The organism is Sodalis endosymbiont of Henestaris halophilus (genome assembly GCF_900161835.1).
In the GTDB taxonomy this organism is placed as follows: Bacteria; Pseudomonadota; Gammaproteobacteria; order Enterobacterales; family Enterobacteriaceae.
In genome coordinates, this window is sequence record NZ_LT897836.1 from 724,869 (window position 1) to 742,740 (window position 17,872).

Sequence of the window (17,872 nt, forward strand, 5' to 3'; positions counted from 1 at the left end):
TTAAAGTAATCTGGTAAAGTTTAAAAAATGGGTAAAAACGTCGTCGTACTAGGCACCCAATGGGGTGACGAAGGTAAAGGCAAGGTAGTGGACTGGCTGACCGAGCGGGTTAAGTATGTTGTTCGTTATCAGGGTGGACACAATGCCGGTCATACTTTAGTTATCAATGATAAAAAAACCATCCTTCATTTGATTCCTGCAGGTATTTTGCGTGAAAATGTCATTAATATTATCGCCAACGGTGTTGTATTATCTCCATTAGCGCTGATGAAGGAAATTGGGGCGTTGGAGGCTCAGGGTATTCCAGTACGCGAACGTATGCTAATTTCCGAAGCTTGCCCTCTCCTGCTTGCTTATCACGTTGCTATGGATAACGCGCGTGAAAATGCTGGTGGTATAAAAGCTATTGGTACCACCCGCTGCGGTATCGGTCCCGCTTATGAAGACAAAGCCGCCCGTCGCGCTTTGCGTGTGGGCGATCTATTTAATAAGAAAACTTTCGCCACCAAACTAGAAGAAGTAGTAGATTACTATAATTTCCAGCTAGTGCAGTATTATAAAGTTAAAAAAGTGGATTATCAAACGGTGCTGAACGATATTTTGGCAGTTTCTGATGTTCTGACAAAGATGGTGGTAGATGTTTCTGAGCTCCTAAATGCTGCGCGGCACCGTGGCGATCTAATGATATTTGAAGGTGCCCAGGGAACTTTGTTGGATATCGATCACGGAACCTATCCCTATGTCACCTCGTCAAACACCACGGCTGGCTGCGTTGCTACAGGTTCTGGCTTGGGTCCGCGTTATGTGGATTATGTCTTAGGTATCGTCAAGGCGTATTCTACCCGAGTCGGAGCCGGTCCGTTCCCGACCGAGCTGTTGGATGATACGGGCAAGCGTCTGTGCATTAGAGGCAATGAATTTGGTGTCACCACAGGCCGCCGCCGCCGCACTGGCTGGCTAGATGCGGTAGTGTTACGACGCGCGGTACAGATCAACTCTCTTTCCGGTATCTGCTTAACTAAGCTCGATGTGCTTGATGGTCTGCAAGAGGTGAAAATTTGTACTGCCTATCGGCTGCCTGATGGTCGAATGGTTGACAGTACCCCGTTGACAGCTCAAAGCTGGGAAGGCATAAAACCAATTTATGAAACGCAATCTGGATGGAGAGCAAATACCTTAGAGGTGAAGCAGTTCGACAAACTGCCTGATGAGGTTCATCTTTATATCAAGCGTATAGAAGAAATAACTGGCGTGCCTGTGGACATCATTTCAACCGGTCCTGATCGTAGCCAAACGATGATTATCCGCGATCCGTTTGATGCCTAACGATTATTAAGAGTCATTTAGTAAAATACTATAGCAAATTAAATTACACGAGTATATCTTTTAGATATAAATAAGTAACTAGGTTACTCTACTATAATTGTGAATCTTCTTATTGCCAACCGATAAATTTCATAGCCGGTTTGGTTATCAAAGGTTACTTTTATTATTAATATGTTCCCTTTTTACCGACACACATGTCGTGCTAGGTTTTAGTTAAAGTATCACTTGATAAGGCGGAGTTAAGGCTGTCGCTATGCGCGCTAAAGGGTTGTAATGCGGAAGCATAAATTAACATTTTGCCTTCAGTATAAAACAGGCGTTACCGCAGGTGCCCATGCAGTTTGTTACATGATTCCGCACGATCGCTAGTAAAACGGCAACCTAGTTTGACATTATGGAGATAGCAGAATGTCACGAGATCCCTTTCTGGAAAGGGAGGGAGAGAAATACGCATTTCCGGTGCCTAGCCGAGAATTTATTCTCTCTCACTTAGCCAAGCGGGAAAATCCCGTCAGCCGTAAGGATTTAGCACAAGAACTAGATATCAGTGGTAAGGATCAACTAGAGGGATTTCGCCGCCGCCTACGTGCTATGGAGCGTGATGGCCAACTGATTTTTACCCGTCAGCAGTGTTATGCGTTACCAGAGCGCTTGGATGTGTTACGTGGTACGGTCATTGGCCATCGCGATGGTTTTGGTTTTTTGCGAGTGAAGGGTAACAAAGACGATTATTATTTGTCCGCTGAACAAATGAAAATGGCAATTCACGGTGATATCGTCATGGCGCAGCTACATAGCGCGGACCGCAAAGGTCGTCGTGAAGCACGCATTTTGCGTGTGCTAGTTCCGAAAACCAACCAAATTGTAGGTCGTTTTTTTATTGATGTCGGCAGTGCTTTTGTTGTACCGGACGATAGGCGCTTTAGTTTTGATATTTTTATTCCGCCCGAAGAGACCCAGGGCGCTCGCGTAAGGTTTGTTGTGGTGGTGGAATTGACTCAACGCCCAACCAGGAACACTAAAGCGATTGGTAAAGTTATTGAAGTACTCGGCGATAATATGGGTACCAACATGGCAGTCGATATTGCGTTGCGTACTCATGACATTCACTACGACTGGCCGTACGAAGTCGATCAACAGTTAACTAATTTACAAAAAGAAGTACCGGAAGCTGCTAAGAGAGGACGTGTAGATTTACGAAATCTACCTTTAGTAACTATCGATGACGAGGATTCAAGCGATTTTGATGATGCAGTATACTGTGAAAAAAAACGCAGCGGAGGATGGCGTTTGTGGGTAGCGATTGCTGACGTAAGTTACTATGTTCGGCCAGATACGCCACTGGATCAGGAAGCACGCCGGCGCTCTACCTCGGTCTATTTTCCTTCCCAGGTAATCCCAATGCTACCTGAAGTTCTTTCTAATGATCTTTGCTCGCTTAATCCGCAAGTAGATAGGTTGTGTATGGTTTGCGAGATGACCATCTCTGCCCATGGTCGTCTGTCTTCTTATAAGTTTTATGAAGCAATCATGAATTCTCATGCGCGCCTGACTTACAATAAAGTATGGCAGGTCCTGCAAGGCCAGCAAAAATTGTGTGCCGATTACGCGCCGCTTATCAATCCGCTAACGCAGCTGCATAATATGTACCAGATGCTAGAACAGGCTAGGTTGCAGCGCGGCGGCATCTCTTTTGAAGTAGAAGAGGCTAAGTTTATTTTCAATGCAGATCGTCGCATCGATCGTATTGAGACAGTAAAGCGTAATAATGCCCATAAACTTATCGAAGAATGCATGATTTTGGCGAATATTGCTGCCGCGCGTTTTGTTGAAAAACATAAAGAGCCTGCACTTTATCGAGTTCATGACCGGCCAAGCCATGAACATATCGCCTTATTGCGCACAATATTGGGAGAACTGGGCCTAACTTTAGGCGGCGGTGATAAACCTCAGCCTAAAGATTATGCTGATATGATGAATTTAGTCTCCAAAAGATCAGATCAAGAAATGCTGCAAACTCTGCTGCTAAGATCAATGAAGCAGGCGATTTATGATCCTGAGAATCGAGGCCACTTTGGGCTAGCGCTTCAGGCATATGCTCATTTCACTTCACCTATTCGCCGCTACTCTGATCTTACGTTGCATCGGGCAATCAAATATATTGTTGGCTGCCAAACTGGCGATATCGACGGATGCTCCACATCTACCGGTGGCTGGCATTTTGAGTTAAAAGAAATGTTTCAGCTTGGCCAGCAATGTTCGCTCAGCGAACGCCGAGCTGATGAAGCGATTCGTGACGTTACAGACTGGTTGAAATGTGATTTCATTCAAGATCACGTTGGACAGGTATTCAGTGGTATTATTACAAGTGTCACTAGTTTCGGCTTTTTTGTACGGCTCCATGAGCTGTTTATTGACGGTTTAGTACATATTTCTTCTCTGGGTAATAATTATTACCGCTATGATAATATAGGTCAGCGGCTTATAGGAGAATCCGGCGGTAAGGTTTACCGGATAGGAGATGCGGTAAAAATCCGTGTTGAAGCGGTGCATGTTGATGACCGTAAAATAGATTTTTCATTAATTTCTAGCCACCGGCAGCCACGCGTCGGTGGCAAAAATGATTTTAAGCGTCAACAGCAAACGGCACATGCCTGCAAACTGCAGGGTCGCCGCAGAAAACGTGCTTTGGCTTCCGGTCACTCACAAAACTGAGTGACCTACGCGGCTATATTTATTATCTATAATCTCAAATAAGCCAGATGGGGATAGCTTATTACTGATAAAAATGATTATAATATGAATGAAATTATTTACGGTATTCATTCCGTACAAGCCTTACTAATTCGCGACCCTAAGCATTTTTTGGATGTGTATTTGTTAAAAGGGCGTAATGACCGTCGTTTGCAGTCTTTGGTTCATCAATTAAAGCAGGCCGGAATAGTTATTCGGATGGTTAGTCGTCAGTGGTTAGACGAGAAAACTGAGGGCGCAGTACACCAGGGCATTGTCGCCCGTGTGCAGGTAGAGTGGCGTTTTCAACGTAACGAACTGCTAAAACTGCTAGCCGAACAAGATTCGCCGCTGCTACTGATTTTGGATGGCATTACCGATCCTCATAACCTTGGCGCTTGTATGCGCTGTGCTGATGCTGCCGGTGTTCATGCAGTAATTGTTTCACGTGATCGCGCCGCGCCGTTGAATGCTACCGCCAAAAAGGTCGCCAGCGGTGCCGCGGAGACCGTACCTTTAATCCGCGTTACTAACCTAGCACGCACATTACGACTGCTTCAAGAGCATAATGTGTGGATTATAGGTACTGCTGGCGAGGCGCCTCATCACCTATATCAAAGTAAATTAACAGGGTCGCTAGCGTTAGTAGTAGGTGCGGAAGGCCAAGGTATGCGTCGCTTAACGCGTAAACATTGCAATGAACTTGTCAGTATTCCCATGGCCGGTACGGTTTCGTCCCTTAATGTGTCAGTGGCTGCTGGGTTATGTCTATTTGAGGCCGTTCGGCAGAGAAGTTAAATGTCATTTAGCAACTTTCGGCAAAAGCTATACATTCGGGCTAATACTACTTTTTGATTAAATTTATCTCATGATACGGGTGTCTTTTACTAATTATGTATCTTGACTCTGATATTCGACTCGCTTATCAGCATTAAGTGTTTACAGGCGAGGGGGGTGGTATGCTCTCAACTTTGACGACTATTGCTTTTATCTGTACCATTTATTACATTATACGTAACAATATCAACATGCTCTCTCGTATGGCTAGCATGTGTTTTCCGGTATTTTTTGCGCAATATCGTTAGTAGAACATGCTTAATAAGTTGCCCGTTGCTAGAAAATAATAGCGCTGTTGTAAAGGGCGCTTAGCGCGAATTATAATTAGGTGTCGTCTTAAGTGCTACTGATATATTTCAGTGATTTTATGTGGTGTAGTCGCACTTTTTGCTGTTTTTATGTAGAATGCTTTAAATTATTCAAGACACTTAGCTACCGCTTTACTCTTAAAAACTAAGATACTAGATATTTGATGCTTCACGCTTAATACTTAAACCTCCTATGTCAAATGCTGCACACTAATACCGACCGCAAACTTAGAAAGAATTTTCTTGGGTTCTTGTGTTTCGTCAACCGTATAAGTAAAATTATACATTATTTTTAACTTTACATTTATTTTCGTTCCTTACTTTCTTGCTCACTATTAATCTTGACAGAAAGTTAAATAATCTGTAAGGAGCCATTTTATGCGTCATTATGAAATCGTTTTTATGGTTCATCCTGACCAAAGCGAACAGATTGCTGGCATGATCGAACGTTATAGCGCCATTATTATTAGTGCTGGAGGCCAGATCCATCGCCTGGAAGACTGGGGTCGTCGTCAACTTGCTTACTCGATCAACAAATTGCACAAAGCTCACTATGTTCTGTTGAATGTAGAAGTGCCCCAAACAGTGATAAACGATCTGGAAACAGCTTTTCGCTTTAATGATGCCGTTATTCGCAGTATTATCACGCGTGTTAAGCATGCGGTGACTGAAGCATCTCCGATGAAAGACTCGAAAGATGAACGTCGCGAGCGCCTTGAAGATTTCGTTACCGAAGTAAACAAAGACTATAATGCTATTAGCAAGTAGGATGAATAATTAATTATGGCAACTAACTGCCTAATGCTATCGGGAACCGTATGCAAGACATATGTCAATAAGGTCAGCCCTTCAGGTATTTCGCATTGCCAGTTCATACTTGAACATCGTTCTATACAGCAGGAAGCAGGTTTTTCACGCCAGGCATGGTGTCGACTGATCGTAGTAGCAAGTGGAAAACAAATTTTATATATGACTAGAAATATAATGATCGGAGCGTATATTAATGTGCGGGGGTTCATTAGTTGCCATCAAGGACGCAATGGCCTCAGTAAAATAGTTTTACATGCCGAGCAAATTGATTTGATAGAGTCCGGAGACTAACTATATGACGCATTATTTCCGTCGCCGCAAGTTTTGTCGTTTTACTGCAGAAGGCGTTGTTGAGATCGACTACAAAGACATTGCTACACTTAAAAATTATATCACCGATAGCGGTAAAATCGTCCCAAGCCGAATTACAGGTACTCGTGCTAAATATCAACGTCAGCTAGCTTGCGCAATCAAGCGAGCGCGTTATCTTTCACTTTTACCGTATACTGATCGTCAGCAGTAATTAGTCATTATTCACTAAGCCTTTGAGAGGATAAAGTAATGCAAGTTATTTTGCTGAATAAATTTAATAACCTAGGTGATTTGGGTGATCAAGTTGATGTTAAGGCGGGTTACGCTCGTAACTATCTTTTTCCACAGGGTAAAGCCGTACCAGCTACCCATAAAAATGTAAAACATTTTGAAACGCTACGTGCTGAATTGGAAGCTAAATTAGCGAATATTCATGCTATCGCTGAAGCACGAGCTTCAAAAATAAATGAACTTGGTAGCGTTACTATTACGTCTAAAGCAGGATACGAAGGTAAGCTTTTTGGCTCTATTGGTACTCGCGATATTGCTGACGCGATCACAGCCGCCGGCGTTAATGTCGTTAAAAACGAAGTGCGTTTACCGAACGGAGTTTTGCGGACAACTGGTGACCATAATGTTAAAATACAGGTACACAGCGAAGTTTTCGTTACTTTGAAAGTAGTGATTGTTGCCAAAGGATAATAGTAAGGTTATATGGCGTTAAAGGTCCAGAACAAAGCCGGACTATTTAATTTCCATTAATGACACAACACTATACGTATTTTATACGTATGCTTATTTTAAGCCCCCCGACCACAAGGTTTTTTTGCTTCTGGATATCGTCTATTCGGTAAGTGTGTACATGTTATTAAACCTTTTTTTGCCGGTAGCGTCGCGGTTATCTACGAATAAATAGATGCTCCTGCACGGAATTGGGGTGGAACAGCTGAATTTGCATTATTTACTTGTTTTTATAGTGCTACAATGTTAGCTAACTTATAATATCGCCAAAGTAAAATAAGATGATTACTATTTTACGCAAAAATTAGCAGCTAGCGATGGTGTATGAAACAATATTTTTATCTGGTTGAAAATTATGAGTTGTGCCTGCTTGAACTGTAATGCTTATTATTAACTTCATTCTTATTTTTTAAATAGTCAAGACACGGTCTTGACCACCAATTTGTCATTAAATTGCGTAGAGAAACACAAGTATAGTTACGGATTAAATCCTATGTAGGGTAGAATCAGTATAGCTGTGTGAAATTCTAGCCGGCGGGTTTGTTGCTCTGTAAACAAAACTTACGGAAGAAGGATTTTAACTAATTAAATATGGTTTAGATTTTAACTGACTGATATAGAGGATCAGTCAATCCGATAGCTTTTCGCAAAGAGCTGGTGCGAGTTCATGATTGTAATCACCCTGATGCTTATGCTGGTTTGTACCGTGTTTGATAACTCGGTTAAGCTGAGTCCAGCTATACGGAGCTTTCGGACATCGATGTGATTATTTTGTTAGATAAAGTGCGAACTTTGATACTGATTGGCTAGAGACGAAAATCGTGCATTTTCCATAAACTTGACTACAGCAAACGCGGCTCATATGCATTTATTACTTTTCTTTACAGCTTGCGCGTTGATTTTTCAGTTAAATTACCAACATATTGTTATCTTAAGGGAATTAATACTAGCCTACTAAATGGATGTGGCGCGCTATAAAACTGCGCTCTTCGCTGGATGGGTGTTAAAGATTAATCTTATCGGACGATAAGATCATTTCGTTACGAATTATCTTCGTAGTATCTTACCATTCTTCGTATTTTACCCGTTCACGCGTTGTCAACGCGTGATATTATACAGTTCTTTCATGCTGAAAACCGTTCAAGCTGAATCAAAAGAAGAGTGGTTCGCTAATTACCGCTGCAAATATGGCCGCGTATTTAGTTATAGCCATTAGTTTTAGTTGTAAAATATTAGTTTCTTCTTTGTTGCTACATTGAATGAAACTAAAGAGTTTTTGCGACACAAAAGTGAATTTATAACTAATATCGTACTAAGAAAAACGGTAGTACCGTGTATGATTGTTGTTGTCTATGTATGATCGTACCTCCTAGAACACTAATAAAATTTGTGTCGCTGCATACAAAATACAGCTGAGTATTTTGACTAAAACGGAAAGCAACCGGGATTATTTAGGTGAAAGAAATGCCTCGGTTACTGGTCTCAGGTGCGACATTATTATGCAATGATCTGGAAGTTGCTTGACTGGAAGTTGCTTGAAGTGTTTATTCTATTATTTAGGCGTTTCTCAAACGGTAATTATTGATTGATCGCCGCAATTATGTCTCTTCTATTATTACAAGTCGTGATGCGACTTTATCCGTAATTTTATCTACCTGATTGCCCTTGAACACTAATTGAATAACATTTACGCGGTAGATCACAAACTACTATGGTGTCAGAAATTAATAGTCTTGATTGGCAAATACGGTCGTATTTGTTATATATTCCGCATAAATGTTCCCTGAGCACCAGCTTTTTAATGTCGCTATTCTTAGATCACGCCCGTACTGGTCATGCTGCTTGTGAGGACTACTATTCTTTCTTTACTGCTTAGGCTGTATTATTATTTTTCTGTAGTTTGCGCGCGCGGTGCGCATTGTCATTTCTCTTAGTGCAGAATTCGTTGAATTTTAGCTGATAAAATTACGACGTTCTTCTTGCAGTTTAATTCAATTTCTCTTAGTTAATCACACTTCTATGTGGAAGTTAATTAGTATAATATTCAAATTTTTAAGTTGTCAGGTATATCGTATCAAGCTGTTTGTATTTTTGATGCCCTAAAAATAGCAGTGAAGTTAGTGACGTGCCGCGATTTATGGAGGATAAATTATCCGTTATCTAAAAAGTAAACGTTATTGACTATTTTAGTTGTTTTAGTAATAATCTTGCGGTGATTTTGCTTTGTGTAGGTTTGTTTAGCAAGGCACTATTTATTTGGTATGTTAATATTAAGGGCTATATAATAAACAAAATATTTTTTTTTGAAGATGCCCATCTACTTTTTTTTTGACTAACCATATGATGCTCATAGAACATTTTACTCTGATTCATAAATTTATTGATGTCATTGAGTTACCGTTGTGCAGTAAGTGCGCATGCTATGGGATAAAAGAAAACACGAGATATGATATATCGTCAGGGTAATGATGTTGTGGATAGAAAGATCCTCATTTTAAAAACTTACATGGCTATTAATAGCTAACTAGTGTGTATAGTGGTTGACTAGTATGTATAAGAGTGAGAAATAATACTTTCAAGAAAGTACTATAGTTATATGTACTTGTTTTTACATCCTACTGCTAAATTATGTAAAGCAAGCAATACATCTTCTAGATCTTTATCTAACTCGCAACGTACTACTTATATATAAAATGTGATTATGGTTCAGTTATGGAACTGTTAATCTTTGTTATTATTTCTATAGGTAGAAATGATTTACTTTAAGTAAAGTACTAAAATAAGAAATATTTTAACATTGTAACGTCATTACATAAAGAATATATTTCTAATAGAAAACTATTTAACTGCATACTTTACAATAAAGATGTTGATAATTTTGAATTTAATAAATTAAAGTATTGTTGCTTAAAGTGCTAGATAAATAGTATCTTTACTTCATATCTGAAGTTAATTAGTAATGCAACTCCAACTGGATATGGCTAAAATATTCATTTTACAGCAGCATGAGCTATATTAATCTTACTTCTGCGACGTGCGCGCAGGGAGTATATTTTTCATTTTGCTATCGCTATTTAAAATTAAATAAGCATTTTGTCGGACACTAGTGCAGTGCTAGAAGCAATGCTAGTGTTTTCTTATTCATGTTACTGACAATGAATTAATTTATATTTGTCGATGTCCATAATTTATGGCCGACGTATCATAAAACTTGTGCGTTTGGGAGTTTTAACAGCTAAAATATCATAACAACACTGACGGTTTAGCAGGTGCCATCTTGCGGCAACTTATTTATAGGCAACGTCCTGATGATAATGAATAATTGGGTGTCGCCTCAATTGACTAAAAGTTCTCGTTGCTGGCAATTATTTGTTTCTGAAGTTCCATAGCTTATTAAATTCTCTAATAATAGTCATTATAAATGGTTCTAAGAGATTATTGTGATTGATAGTGCATATTGCTTTAATCTGATCGCAAAATTTTCTCCGGCAGTTTTAAACTTTTATATTTTTTTTTGAAAAAAAAGTGGTGTAGTAAGCACAAAAAATCAGTGCGGCGCGTAATCTGTGCTTTTGCTATTTAGCTATAAGTTTTGATTGTCTAGTTTGCTATCAAGCAGGTTTTTGAGTTGGTATAGTAAATGATTTGATCGATCTATGGCATCACAAATTAAAATTTTAGAAGAAGGATAAGTAATTTTTCTTTTTAATATTGTTCTGTATTTTGAGTTAATCACAATCAATGATATCGTTGCACGAAGTCAGAGAGTAGAGAAATAGTGCATAATTTTAGAATGTTCTACATGTTTATATTTTCTTTTCATTGTGGTGAAAAAGTTTATTACATTTTATACGAGGTACTAGTCATATTTCTAATAGATAAAAACGTTTGCTGCAATTAGCTGCAAAATAAATGAAATATTTGGCATTAATAAATATGTGTTAGGGCTACTTAAAATATTAGGTTCTTTGTGAGGGGGTGATTTGTGTTAATATATCTGCCCCTCTTCCCTGACATTGGGTGTTGCATGAATAATTACTTATCGCCAACGTCTTTGTTGCCAGTTTAGCAAAACTGCTAAACCTGCCGGCAAAGTAGGCACACGCTATTGTTCCTCTTTAAGAGGAACAATAGCCATTAAGATGTTTATTAACGTATTATTAGTACACTCATATTTTTGCGTAATAAAAAAGTGCTGAGGGTTTAATAATTTTCAAAGTAAGCTGCATATCGTAGGCGTCGGCCATCCTCCTTTTGGGTTAAAAGCAGTTACATTATCGTACTGGTTAGTTTTTACAGCTTATAAAATTTCATCGTTTTAGTTAAAGAACATTTAATGAGCGATATTTGACTGCCGATCTTGCCCCTGGTGCAATACCCTTTTATAGATTATGTTTTTCAAAAACAACCCCTAACAATGTTTATGTAGAGGGGGGGGATCTATGATCCTACTACGGCCACACCTACACGTCATAGCAAAGATTGTCTATTCATTGTATATGTATATTTTGCGCGATCATGAGGAGGGGCTGACATATAGATGTCATTATAAACTTATTGATAGTACTTTAGATAAAGAGGTTATGGCTAGAGTAGATGTTTTACTCATCACAGATAACCTATAGTAAACATTAGTTACCGCCGCTCTTTTATGAAAGCTGATCATATAATCATACAGCGCCGTATGCATTACGTCGCACGTTAAGTATTAGCGTTGTGCGCTCATTCATCAATACTTAACTTTGCATAATATGTGTATTTTGTCGAGACGTGCATTACTAGGGATGTTTTACTTTAACAAGTGCCGGCCAATATTCTTTTAAGGGTTGTTTAACTTGCATGCCTTACTACTAACAAAATGCACGATTACATCATTATATGAATAATAAGTTATTTTACTGCGAAAATACCTGAACACTAACTATTGAAGTTTATATATTTGAGCACCATGTGTAGTAAGCAATATTCAAGGCACTATATTTATTAGTCGTGTTAGGGATAAATAGTAAGTTGCTTAATGCTTTCGCTCAGCTCGGCTTTCTTAACAGAGTATTGAGTCTGTGCTAATCATCACATTAACTATGATTTATTATGGATTAAGAGACGTTGCCAGAAAAAAACAATTAAAAGTTATAAGTGTGAAAGTACAATACAGCCCAAAATCCTTATTTTTTTATGCGCTCTTGTTGATGCCGCAAGCCTATAGTGCCTGCACCCGGTTGCAAGTGGAGGGGCTTAGCGGCGATCTGCAACGTAATATATGCTCTGGTTTATCTACTATTAGCAACAATGAGGTTACCGTTGATGAGCGGTTTCAAAACCGCGTTGATAACACGGTACGTGAAGGTCTTCGGGCACTTGGATATTATTCACCAACTATCAATTTTGCCTTAAAGCCGGTAGTGAATGGGGGTTGTGATGTACTGATTACCCGTATCATTCCGGGTAAGCCGATAAAAATTGCCGGCATCAATGTCATTGTGCGCGGGGAAGCCCAGCAGGATAGCGATTATCAGCAGTGGATCTCAGACAGTAAACCAGCACTTGGCACCATATTGAATCACGGTTCTTACGACAGATTCAAAAATGGTTTTTTTAGCCTGGCGCTGCGCAAGGGATATTTTGACGCTGAATTTCGCAAAAGCTATTTGAGTGTAGCGCCATCACGCTATGAGGCATATTGGGATATCGACTTTGATAGCGGCCAACGTTATCGTTTTGGTAAGGTGCGTTACCATGGAGCTCAAATTCGCGACGATTATCTGCAAAACCTCTCCAAGGTACGAGAGGACGAACCTTACAGCTCCGAATCGCTAGCGGAGTTAAACTGGCGGTTAGCGGCAACCAACTGGTTTAATTCGGTGGTGATCTCTACTGAATTTCCTACTGTTAAACAGAGCAAAATGTTGCTACTCAACGCAGTAGTGACGCCGCGAAGTCGCAACAGTCTTGAAACCGGTGTTGGCTATGCAACTGATGTGGGGCCGAGAGTCAAAATAATTTGGAATAAACCCCAGCTTAACTCGCGCGGTCACAGTTTGCAGACTATCCTCAACTTATCTGCGCCGGAGCAGTCGGCAGATGTCAGTTATAAAATTCCACTGCTTAAGGATCCTTTGGAGCAATATTATTTGCTGCAGAGCGGATTTAAATGTGAGGATCTTAAAGATACTCAATCCGATTTCACCACTTTAAATATTGCGCGCTATTGGGATCTTTCTAGCGGTTGGCAACGGTCTATCAATTTGCGCTGGAGTATAGATCACTTCACTCAGGCAAACGTGACAGATACTACAATACTTATTTATCCCTGCATCAATCTTAACCGTACACGCCAGAGTGGAGGTCTCATGCCAACTTGGGGCGATAGCCAGAGTTATTCGGTAGATGTCTCTAATATTGTCTGGGGATCGGATATAGATTTTGTCATTGTACAAGCGCAGAATGTTTGGATTCGCACTTTGGCGGAAAAGCACCGCTTTGTGGTCCGCGGTAACTTGGGTTGGATTAAAACCAAAGATTTTGATCGAATTCCACCTTCGCTGCGTTTTTTTGCTGGTGGTGATCGTAGTATTCGAGGTTATAAATATAAATCTCTCTCGCCTCGAGACGATGAAGGCAAGCTGACCCGCGCCTCGAAATTAGCCACCGGATCAGTGGAGTATCAATATAATGTTACTGGTAAATGGTGGGGCGCGGTGTTTGTGGATAGCGGAGAAGCAGTTAATCATATCAAACAAAGTAACCTTAAAATCGGTGCCGGCGGCGGCGTGCGCTGGCAATCGCCCGTTGGTCCCATCAAGCTAGATATTGCTGCTACGATTGCGGATAAGCATGAGCATGATGTGCAATTATATATTGGATTGGGGCCGGAATTATGAGCTTAGTTAAGAAAATTCGCCTGAGTGTCGTGCTGCTGGTATTGCTGGTTACCGCGCTTGCATTTTTAGTTGGCACTACTAGTGGATTGCATTTTTTGCTGAACGGTGCGGCCCGCTTGATACCTGGACTAGAAATTGCTTACGTCAGCGGCGGCTGGCGCGATTTGACTATTAAGCATTTACGGTACCAAATACCCGGCATTACGGTAAGTATTGGTGAATTTCATTTAGCACTGGAACTAAGTTCCCTGTGTAGGCGTCAGCTGTGCTTAAACGATCTTTCCATGCGCGATGTGAATATCGGAGTTAATACTGCTGAATGCGGGCCTCCGATTCCTATAACGCAGGTTAAATTAGGTGCCGGTCCTCTGTCTACTCCTTATCCGATCAACCTACGCTGTATAACACTAAATAAAGTGCAAGTCAAATTAGATAATATCCTCATCGATCTTGATGCATTAAGCACTGGTTTTCAGTTTCAGGGCAATAACCTGATAATAACGCCGATGCGCATCACTGGTTTGTTGGTGGCGCTGCCATCGTCGACACAAGTAGTAGTAGATAAAGTTGCTGCTACTTCGCGAACAATTAAACCTAAAATATATCTACCTAAGAAAAAAATTATCGAAATAGAGACAAAACAGTCGGTAATTAGTGCATTACCGATGCTAACCAAAAAATTGCGCGAACTATTTGCCAAGCCACTGTTACCGCGAGTAACTTCGTTTACTCTTCCGTTGAATTTAACGGTTGAAAATATAGAGGTGGAGAATTTGCTTCTGATTAGCGATGTCAGTTTGCTGATTACCCGGTTACGTTTGCAGGCAGCAACTCGTGATCAGCGTGCTGAATTGACTTTATTGGATATCGATTCACCTCAAGGTTGGCTGAATGCTTCTGGTAATGCTGAGCTAAGCGGTCGCTGGCCAGTAATTATAACAATTAACACGATCGTTAATAGCGCACCGCTAAAAGGTGAAAAAATTAAACTCGCGGTGGGTGGCTATCTGCTTGATGAGTTGCACGCCGCGCTTAATCTTTCCGGTCCGCTCACAGCACAGTTAATGTTGAAAATGCGCTTGTCGGAAGCGGGCTTACCGCTAACGATGATGCTTAATAGCGAGTCTGCGCAGTGGCCGTTAACCGGCACGCCGCAATATCAGGTACGCGGCCTGGCCCTAAAACTAAACGGTGAAGTGCAAGATTATCGATTGACGTTGAAGGCGGGACTAAGCGGCATGGGATTACCTCCGGCGGATGTTATCTTAGACGCTCAGGGTAATACCGATAGATTTATACTTTCGCGGTTACGTTTAGCTACGCTACATGGTAATACCGATTTGAGTGCGGTAGTAGACTGGCAGCATGCTATTTGCTGGAGTAGCGAATTATCGTTAAGCGGTATCAATACTGCCAGCCAATGGCCGGCTTGGCCCGCGAGGCTAGATGGGAAGATCACTAGCTGTGGCTGTCTGTATGGTGAATACTGGCAACTAAAGGTGTCTCAGCTAGATCTCCATGGTCATATTCTTAAAAACTCGTTAACAGCTAAGGGATCACTTAGCGGTAACTCTGTTGGTGAATGGCAGGTGCCAGAACTGTTTTTGGTCCTTGGGCGTAACCAGATAACGGTGAAAGGTGAATTAAATGATGCGTTATCTCTTGATGCCATAATCAACGCGCCGACGCTGAGCGGAACCCTACCGGAATTAGATGGGCGAGTGTTGGGAAATATAAAACTGCGTGGCAATATGCGCTCACCGCAATTACTAATAGATCTTGACGTGCATGCGCTGCGCTGGAGGGCTGTGACTATCGGTCGCATTGCGCTGCAGGGCATTGTCTGTTACGGCGATATCGTTCGCGGCAATATACAACTGCGTTTATACCGGTTTATACAGGGATCATTATCCATTGCAGAACTCACTATGAACTCAACTGGCAATGAGAATCAGCATCAACTAAAAATAGAGATGCATGGTGATCCGATTTCTGGTCAGCTGCATTTAAACGGTGGTTTTGATCGACAACAGCAACGTTGGCAGGGTACCCTAAATCAAACTCATTTTGATACGCCACTGGGCGAATGGCAACTAGCTCGCGCGATGACTTTGGATTATCAAACTGCATCGCAACACCTTATTATTGGTCCACATTTTTGGCTAAATTCTAATGCGCAAATCTGCGCGCCACAAAATATTGAGGTGGGGGCATCTGGACAGGCGAGTTTGGTTTTAAATCACTTCGATTTAGCTATGTTAAAACTTATATTACCTAAGCAGACGCAAACCAGTGGCGTCTTTAATGGCCGAGTTGATATATGCTGGACTTCAGTCAACGGTTTACCGCAAGGAAAAATGGTGTTAGTTGGTAAAGGAGTGAAGGTCGATCAAACTGTTCAGGGCAAAACTATATCAGTGAATTTTGAAATGTTAACGTTTAGTGCGGCATTGGATAAGGGGTTAATATGCCTAGATTGGTTGATTAACATTGCCGGCAACGGTCAGTTGAGCGGTCAAGTACAAGTGACAGATCTCAAAAATAGACGGGAGTTGTCCGGCAACGTCAACATCAATCATCTCTCATTAGCACTATTAAATCCGTTAATTTCGCGGAACGGAAGCGTTGATGGGCTGGTCAATGCAGCGTTGCGTCTTGACGGTAGTGTTTGGCGCCCGGAGTTTTACGGTCAGCTAGGAATAGAGCGTATAGTGATCAAAGGCAACTTCATGCCTATTACCATGACTGAGAGTCAATTGGCTCTCTTGTTTGCTGGGGCCTGTTCCACTCTGCATGGAACTATCAATACTACCCATGGTCAGGTCAACCTTACTGGTGAAGCAGACTGGAGTCAGATGGTAACCTGGCGTGCTCGCATTAACGCGCAGGGAAATAGGGTACGAATCACCGTGCCGCCAATAGTGCGGTTGGATTTGTCGCCGGATATAATGTTTGAGGCAACGCCTACACTTTTTGCTCTTACTGGCAAAGTAGATATTCCCTGGGCACGCATTGAGGTAAATGATATGCCGAAAAGTGCAGTAAACATATCCAGTGATGAATTGTTTCTAAACGATAATTTGCAACCGGTTGATGATCGTATCAACAGCACTTTCATCCCGATTAGCTTGAATCTACTGGTTCATGTTGGCGATGGAGTGCGCTTTAACGCTTTTGGCCTAAAAGCTAAGTTAAAAGGGGATTTAAAAGTAGTACAAGATAAACAAGTACTGGGGCTGAACGGACAAATAGATATTCCCTCCGGGCGTTTTCACGCCTACGGACAGGATTTAATTGTAAACAAAGGACAGCTGCTGTTTTCCGGACCGGTTGATCAGCCTTATTTGAATATTGAAGCTATCCGTAATCCGGATTCTACTGAGGATGAAGTCACGGCTGGGATACGCGTAACCGGTTTAGCTGATCAACCGAAGTTAGAGGTTTTTTCTAATCCTGTTAAATCTCAACAGGAAGCGCTTTCTTATTTGCTTCGTGGACAAAGTTTAAATGCTTCTAACGCTGATAGCAATATGATGACATCCATGTTACTTGGATTAGGAATTGCACAAAGCGGACAAGTTATGGGTAAAATCGGACAAGCATTCGGAGTTAGCGACTTAGCGCTAGACACTCAAGGGGTTGGCGATAGCTCCCAGGTAGTGGTAAGTGGTTACATCGCTCCTAATCTGCAAGTCAAATACGGTGTTGGTATTTTTGACTCACTAGCAACTTTAACGATACGTTATCGTTTAAGTCCGAAACTTTATCTCGAAGCCGTATCTGGTCTTCACCAAGCGATAAACTTACTTTATCGTTTTGAATTTTAATCATGCGAATTATTTTCACTGTAATTTAAGATGCGCAAGGGAAATATCCACTAATTAAATAATTACCAATGATTGGGAAATGATAAGATAGCAAAGC

Annotated in this window: 9 protein-coding genes; all 9 read left to right on the top strand. The window is 41.1% G+C overall.

Translation table 11 applies throughout. The features are described from left to right. Positions 1 to 27 precede the first annotated feature (27 nt). The 9 genes from HBA_RS01500 to tamB all read left to right on the top strand — a co-directional run bounded on the left by HBA_RS01500 (position 28) and on the right by tamB (position 17,775). Positions 28 to 1,326 (top strand): adenylosuccinate synthase, encoded by a 1,299-nt coding sequence (locus HBA_RS01500; protein ID WP_097032275.1) that lies wholly within the window; start codon positions 28 to 30, stop codon positions 1,324 to 1,326. Positions 1,327 to 1,734: 408 nt separating this feature from the next. Beyond that, positions 1,735 to 4,041, top strand: a complete 2,307-nt coding sequence (gene rnr, locus HBA_RS01505) for a ribonuclease R (RefSeq protein WP_097032276.1) — start codon at positions 1,735 to 1,737, stop codon at positions 4,039 to 4,041. An 84-nt stretch (positions 4,042 to 4,125) separates the two neighbouring features. Beyond that, positions 4,126 to 4,857 carry a 23S rRNA (guanosine(2251)-2'-O)-methyltransferase RlmB gene (gene rlmB / locus HBA_RS01510; RefSeq protein ID WP_097032277.1) on the top strand — a complete coding sequence of 244 codons (732 nt, stop codon included), beginning with the start codon at positions 4,126 to 4,128 and terminating at the stop codon, positions 4,855 to 4,857. Positions 4,858 to 5,582: 725 nt separating this feature from the next. Then, entirely contained in the window at positions 5,583 to 5,972 is a 390-nt protein-coding gene (gene rpsF, locus HBA_RS01515; protein WP_097032278.1) for a 30S ribosomal protein S6, read from the top strand. Between the two features lie 15 nt (positions 5,973 to 5,987). Next, positions 5,988 to 6,305 carry a primosomal replication protein N gene (priB, locus tag HBA_RS01520; protein ID WP_097032279.1) on the top strand — a complete coding sequence of 106 codons (318 nt, stop codon included), beginning with the start codon at positions 5,988 to 5,990 and terminating at the stop codon, positions 6,303 to 6,305. Positions 6,306 to 6,309: 4 nt separating this feature from the next. Next, positions 6,310 to 6,537 (top strand): 30S ribosomal protein S18, encoded by a 228-nt coding sequence (rpsR, locus tag HBA_RS01525; RefSeq protein WP_097032280.1) that lies wholly within the window; start codon positions 6,310 to 6,312, stop codon positions 6,535 to 6,537. 38 nt (positions 6,538 to 6,575) lie between these two features. After that, the gene (rplI, locus tag HBA_RS01530; protein ID WP_097032281.1) at positions 6,576 to 7,028 is read left to right on the top strand and encodes a 50S ribosomal protein L9; all 453 of its coding nucleotides are present in this window, start codon (positions 6,576 to 6,578) and stop codon (positions 7,026 to 7,028) included. Positions 7,029 to 12,256: 5,228 nt separating this feature from the next. After that, complete coding sequence (gene tamA, locus HBA_RS01540; RefSeq protein ID WP_457920939.1) at positions 12,257 to 13,948, top strand: autotransporter assembly complex protein TamA; 1,692 nt, start codon at positions 12,257 to 12,259, stop codon at positions 13,946 to 13,948. Continuing rightward, on the top strand, positions 13,945 to 17,775 hold the full coding sequence (tamB, locus tag HBA_RS01545) for an autotransporter assembly complex protein TamB (RefSeq protein WP_097032284.1): 3,831 nt from the start codon (positions 13,945 to 13,947) through the stop codon (positions 17,773 to 17,775). The genes tamA and tamB overlap by 4 nt, the downstream gene beginning before the upstream one ends. Positions 17,776 to 17,872: the final 97 nt, after the last annotated feature.

What these genes read in the sequence shown, in the direction of transcription:
- HBA_RS01500 (WP_097032275.1), top strand. Translation starts at nt 28, where the DNA reads ATGGGTAAAAACGTCGTCGTACTAGGCACCCAATGGGGTGACGAAGGT.
- rplI (WP_097032281.1), top strand. Translation starts at nt 6,576, where the DNA reads ATGCAAGTTATTTTGCTGAATAAATTTAATAACCTAGGTGATTTGGGT.
- rnr (WP_097032276.1), top strand. Translation starts at nt 1,735, where the DNA reads ATGTCACGAGATCCCTTTCTGGAAAGGGAGGGAGAGAAATACGCATTT.
- rlmB (WP_097032277.1), top strand. Translation starts at nt 4,126, where the DNA reads ATGAATGAAATTATTTACGGTATTCATTCCGTACAAGCCTTACTAATT.
- tamA (WP_457920939.1), top strand. Translation starts at nt 12,257, where the DNA reads ATGCCGCAAGCCTATAGTGCCTGCACCCGGTTGCAAGTGGAGGGGCTT.
- rpsR (WP_097032280.1), top strand. Translation starts at nt 6,310, where the DNA reads ATGACGCATTATTTCCGTCGCCGCAAGTTTTGTCGTTTTACTGCAGAA.
- tamB (WP_097032284.1), top strand. Translation starts at nt 13,945, where the DNA reads ATGAGCTTAGTTAAGAAAATTCGCCTGAGTGTCGTGCTGCTGGTATTG.
- rpsF (WP_097032278.1), top strand. Translation starts at nt 5,583, where the DNA reads ATGCGTCATTATGAAATCGTTTTTATGGTTCATCCTGACCAAAGCGAA.
- priB (WP_097032279.1), top strand. Translation starts at nt 5,988, where the DNA reads ATGGCAACTAACTGCCTAATGCTATCGGGAACCGTATGCAAGACATAT.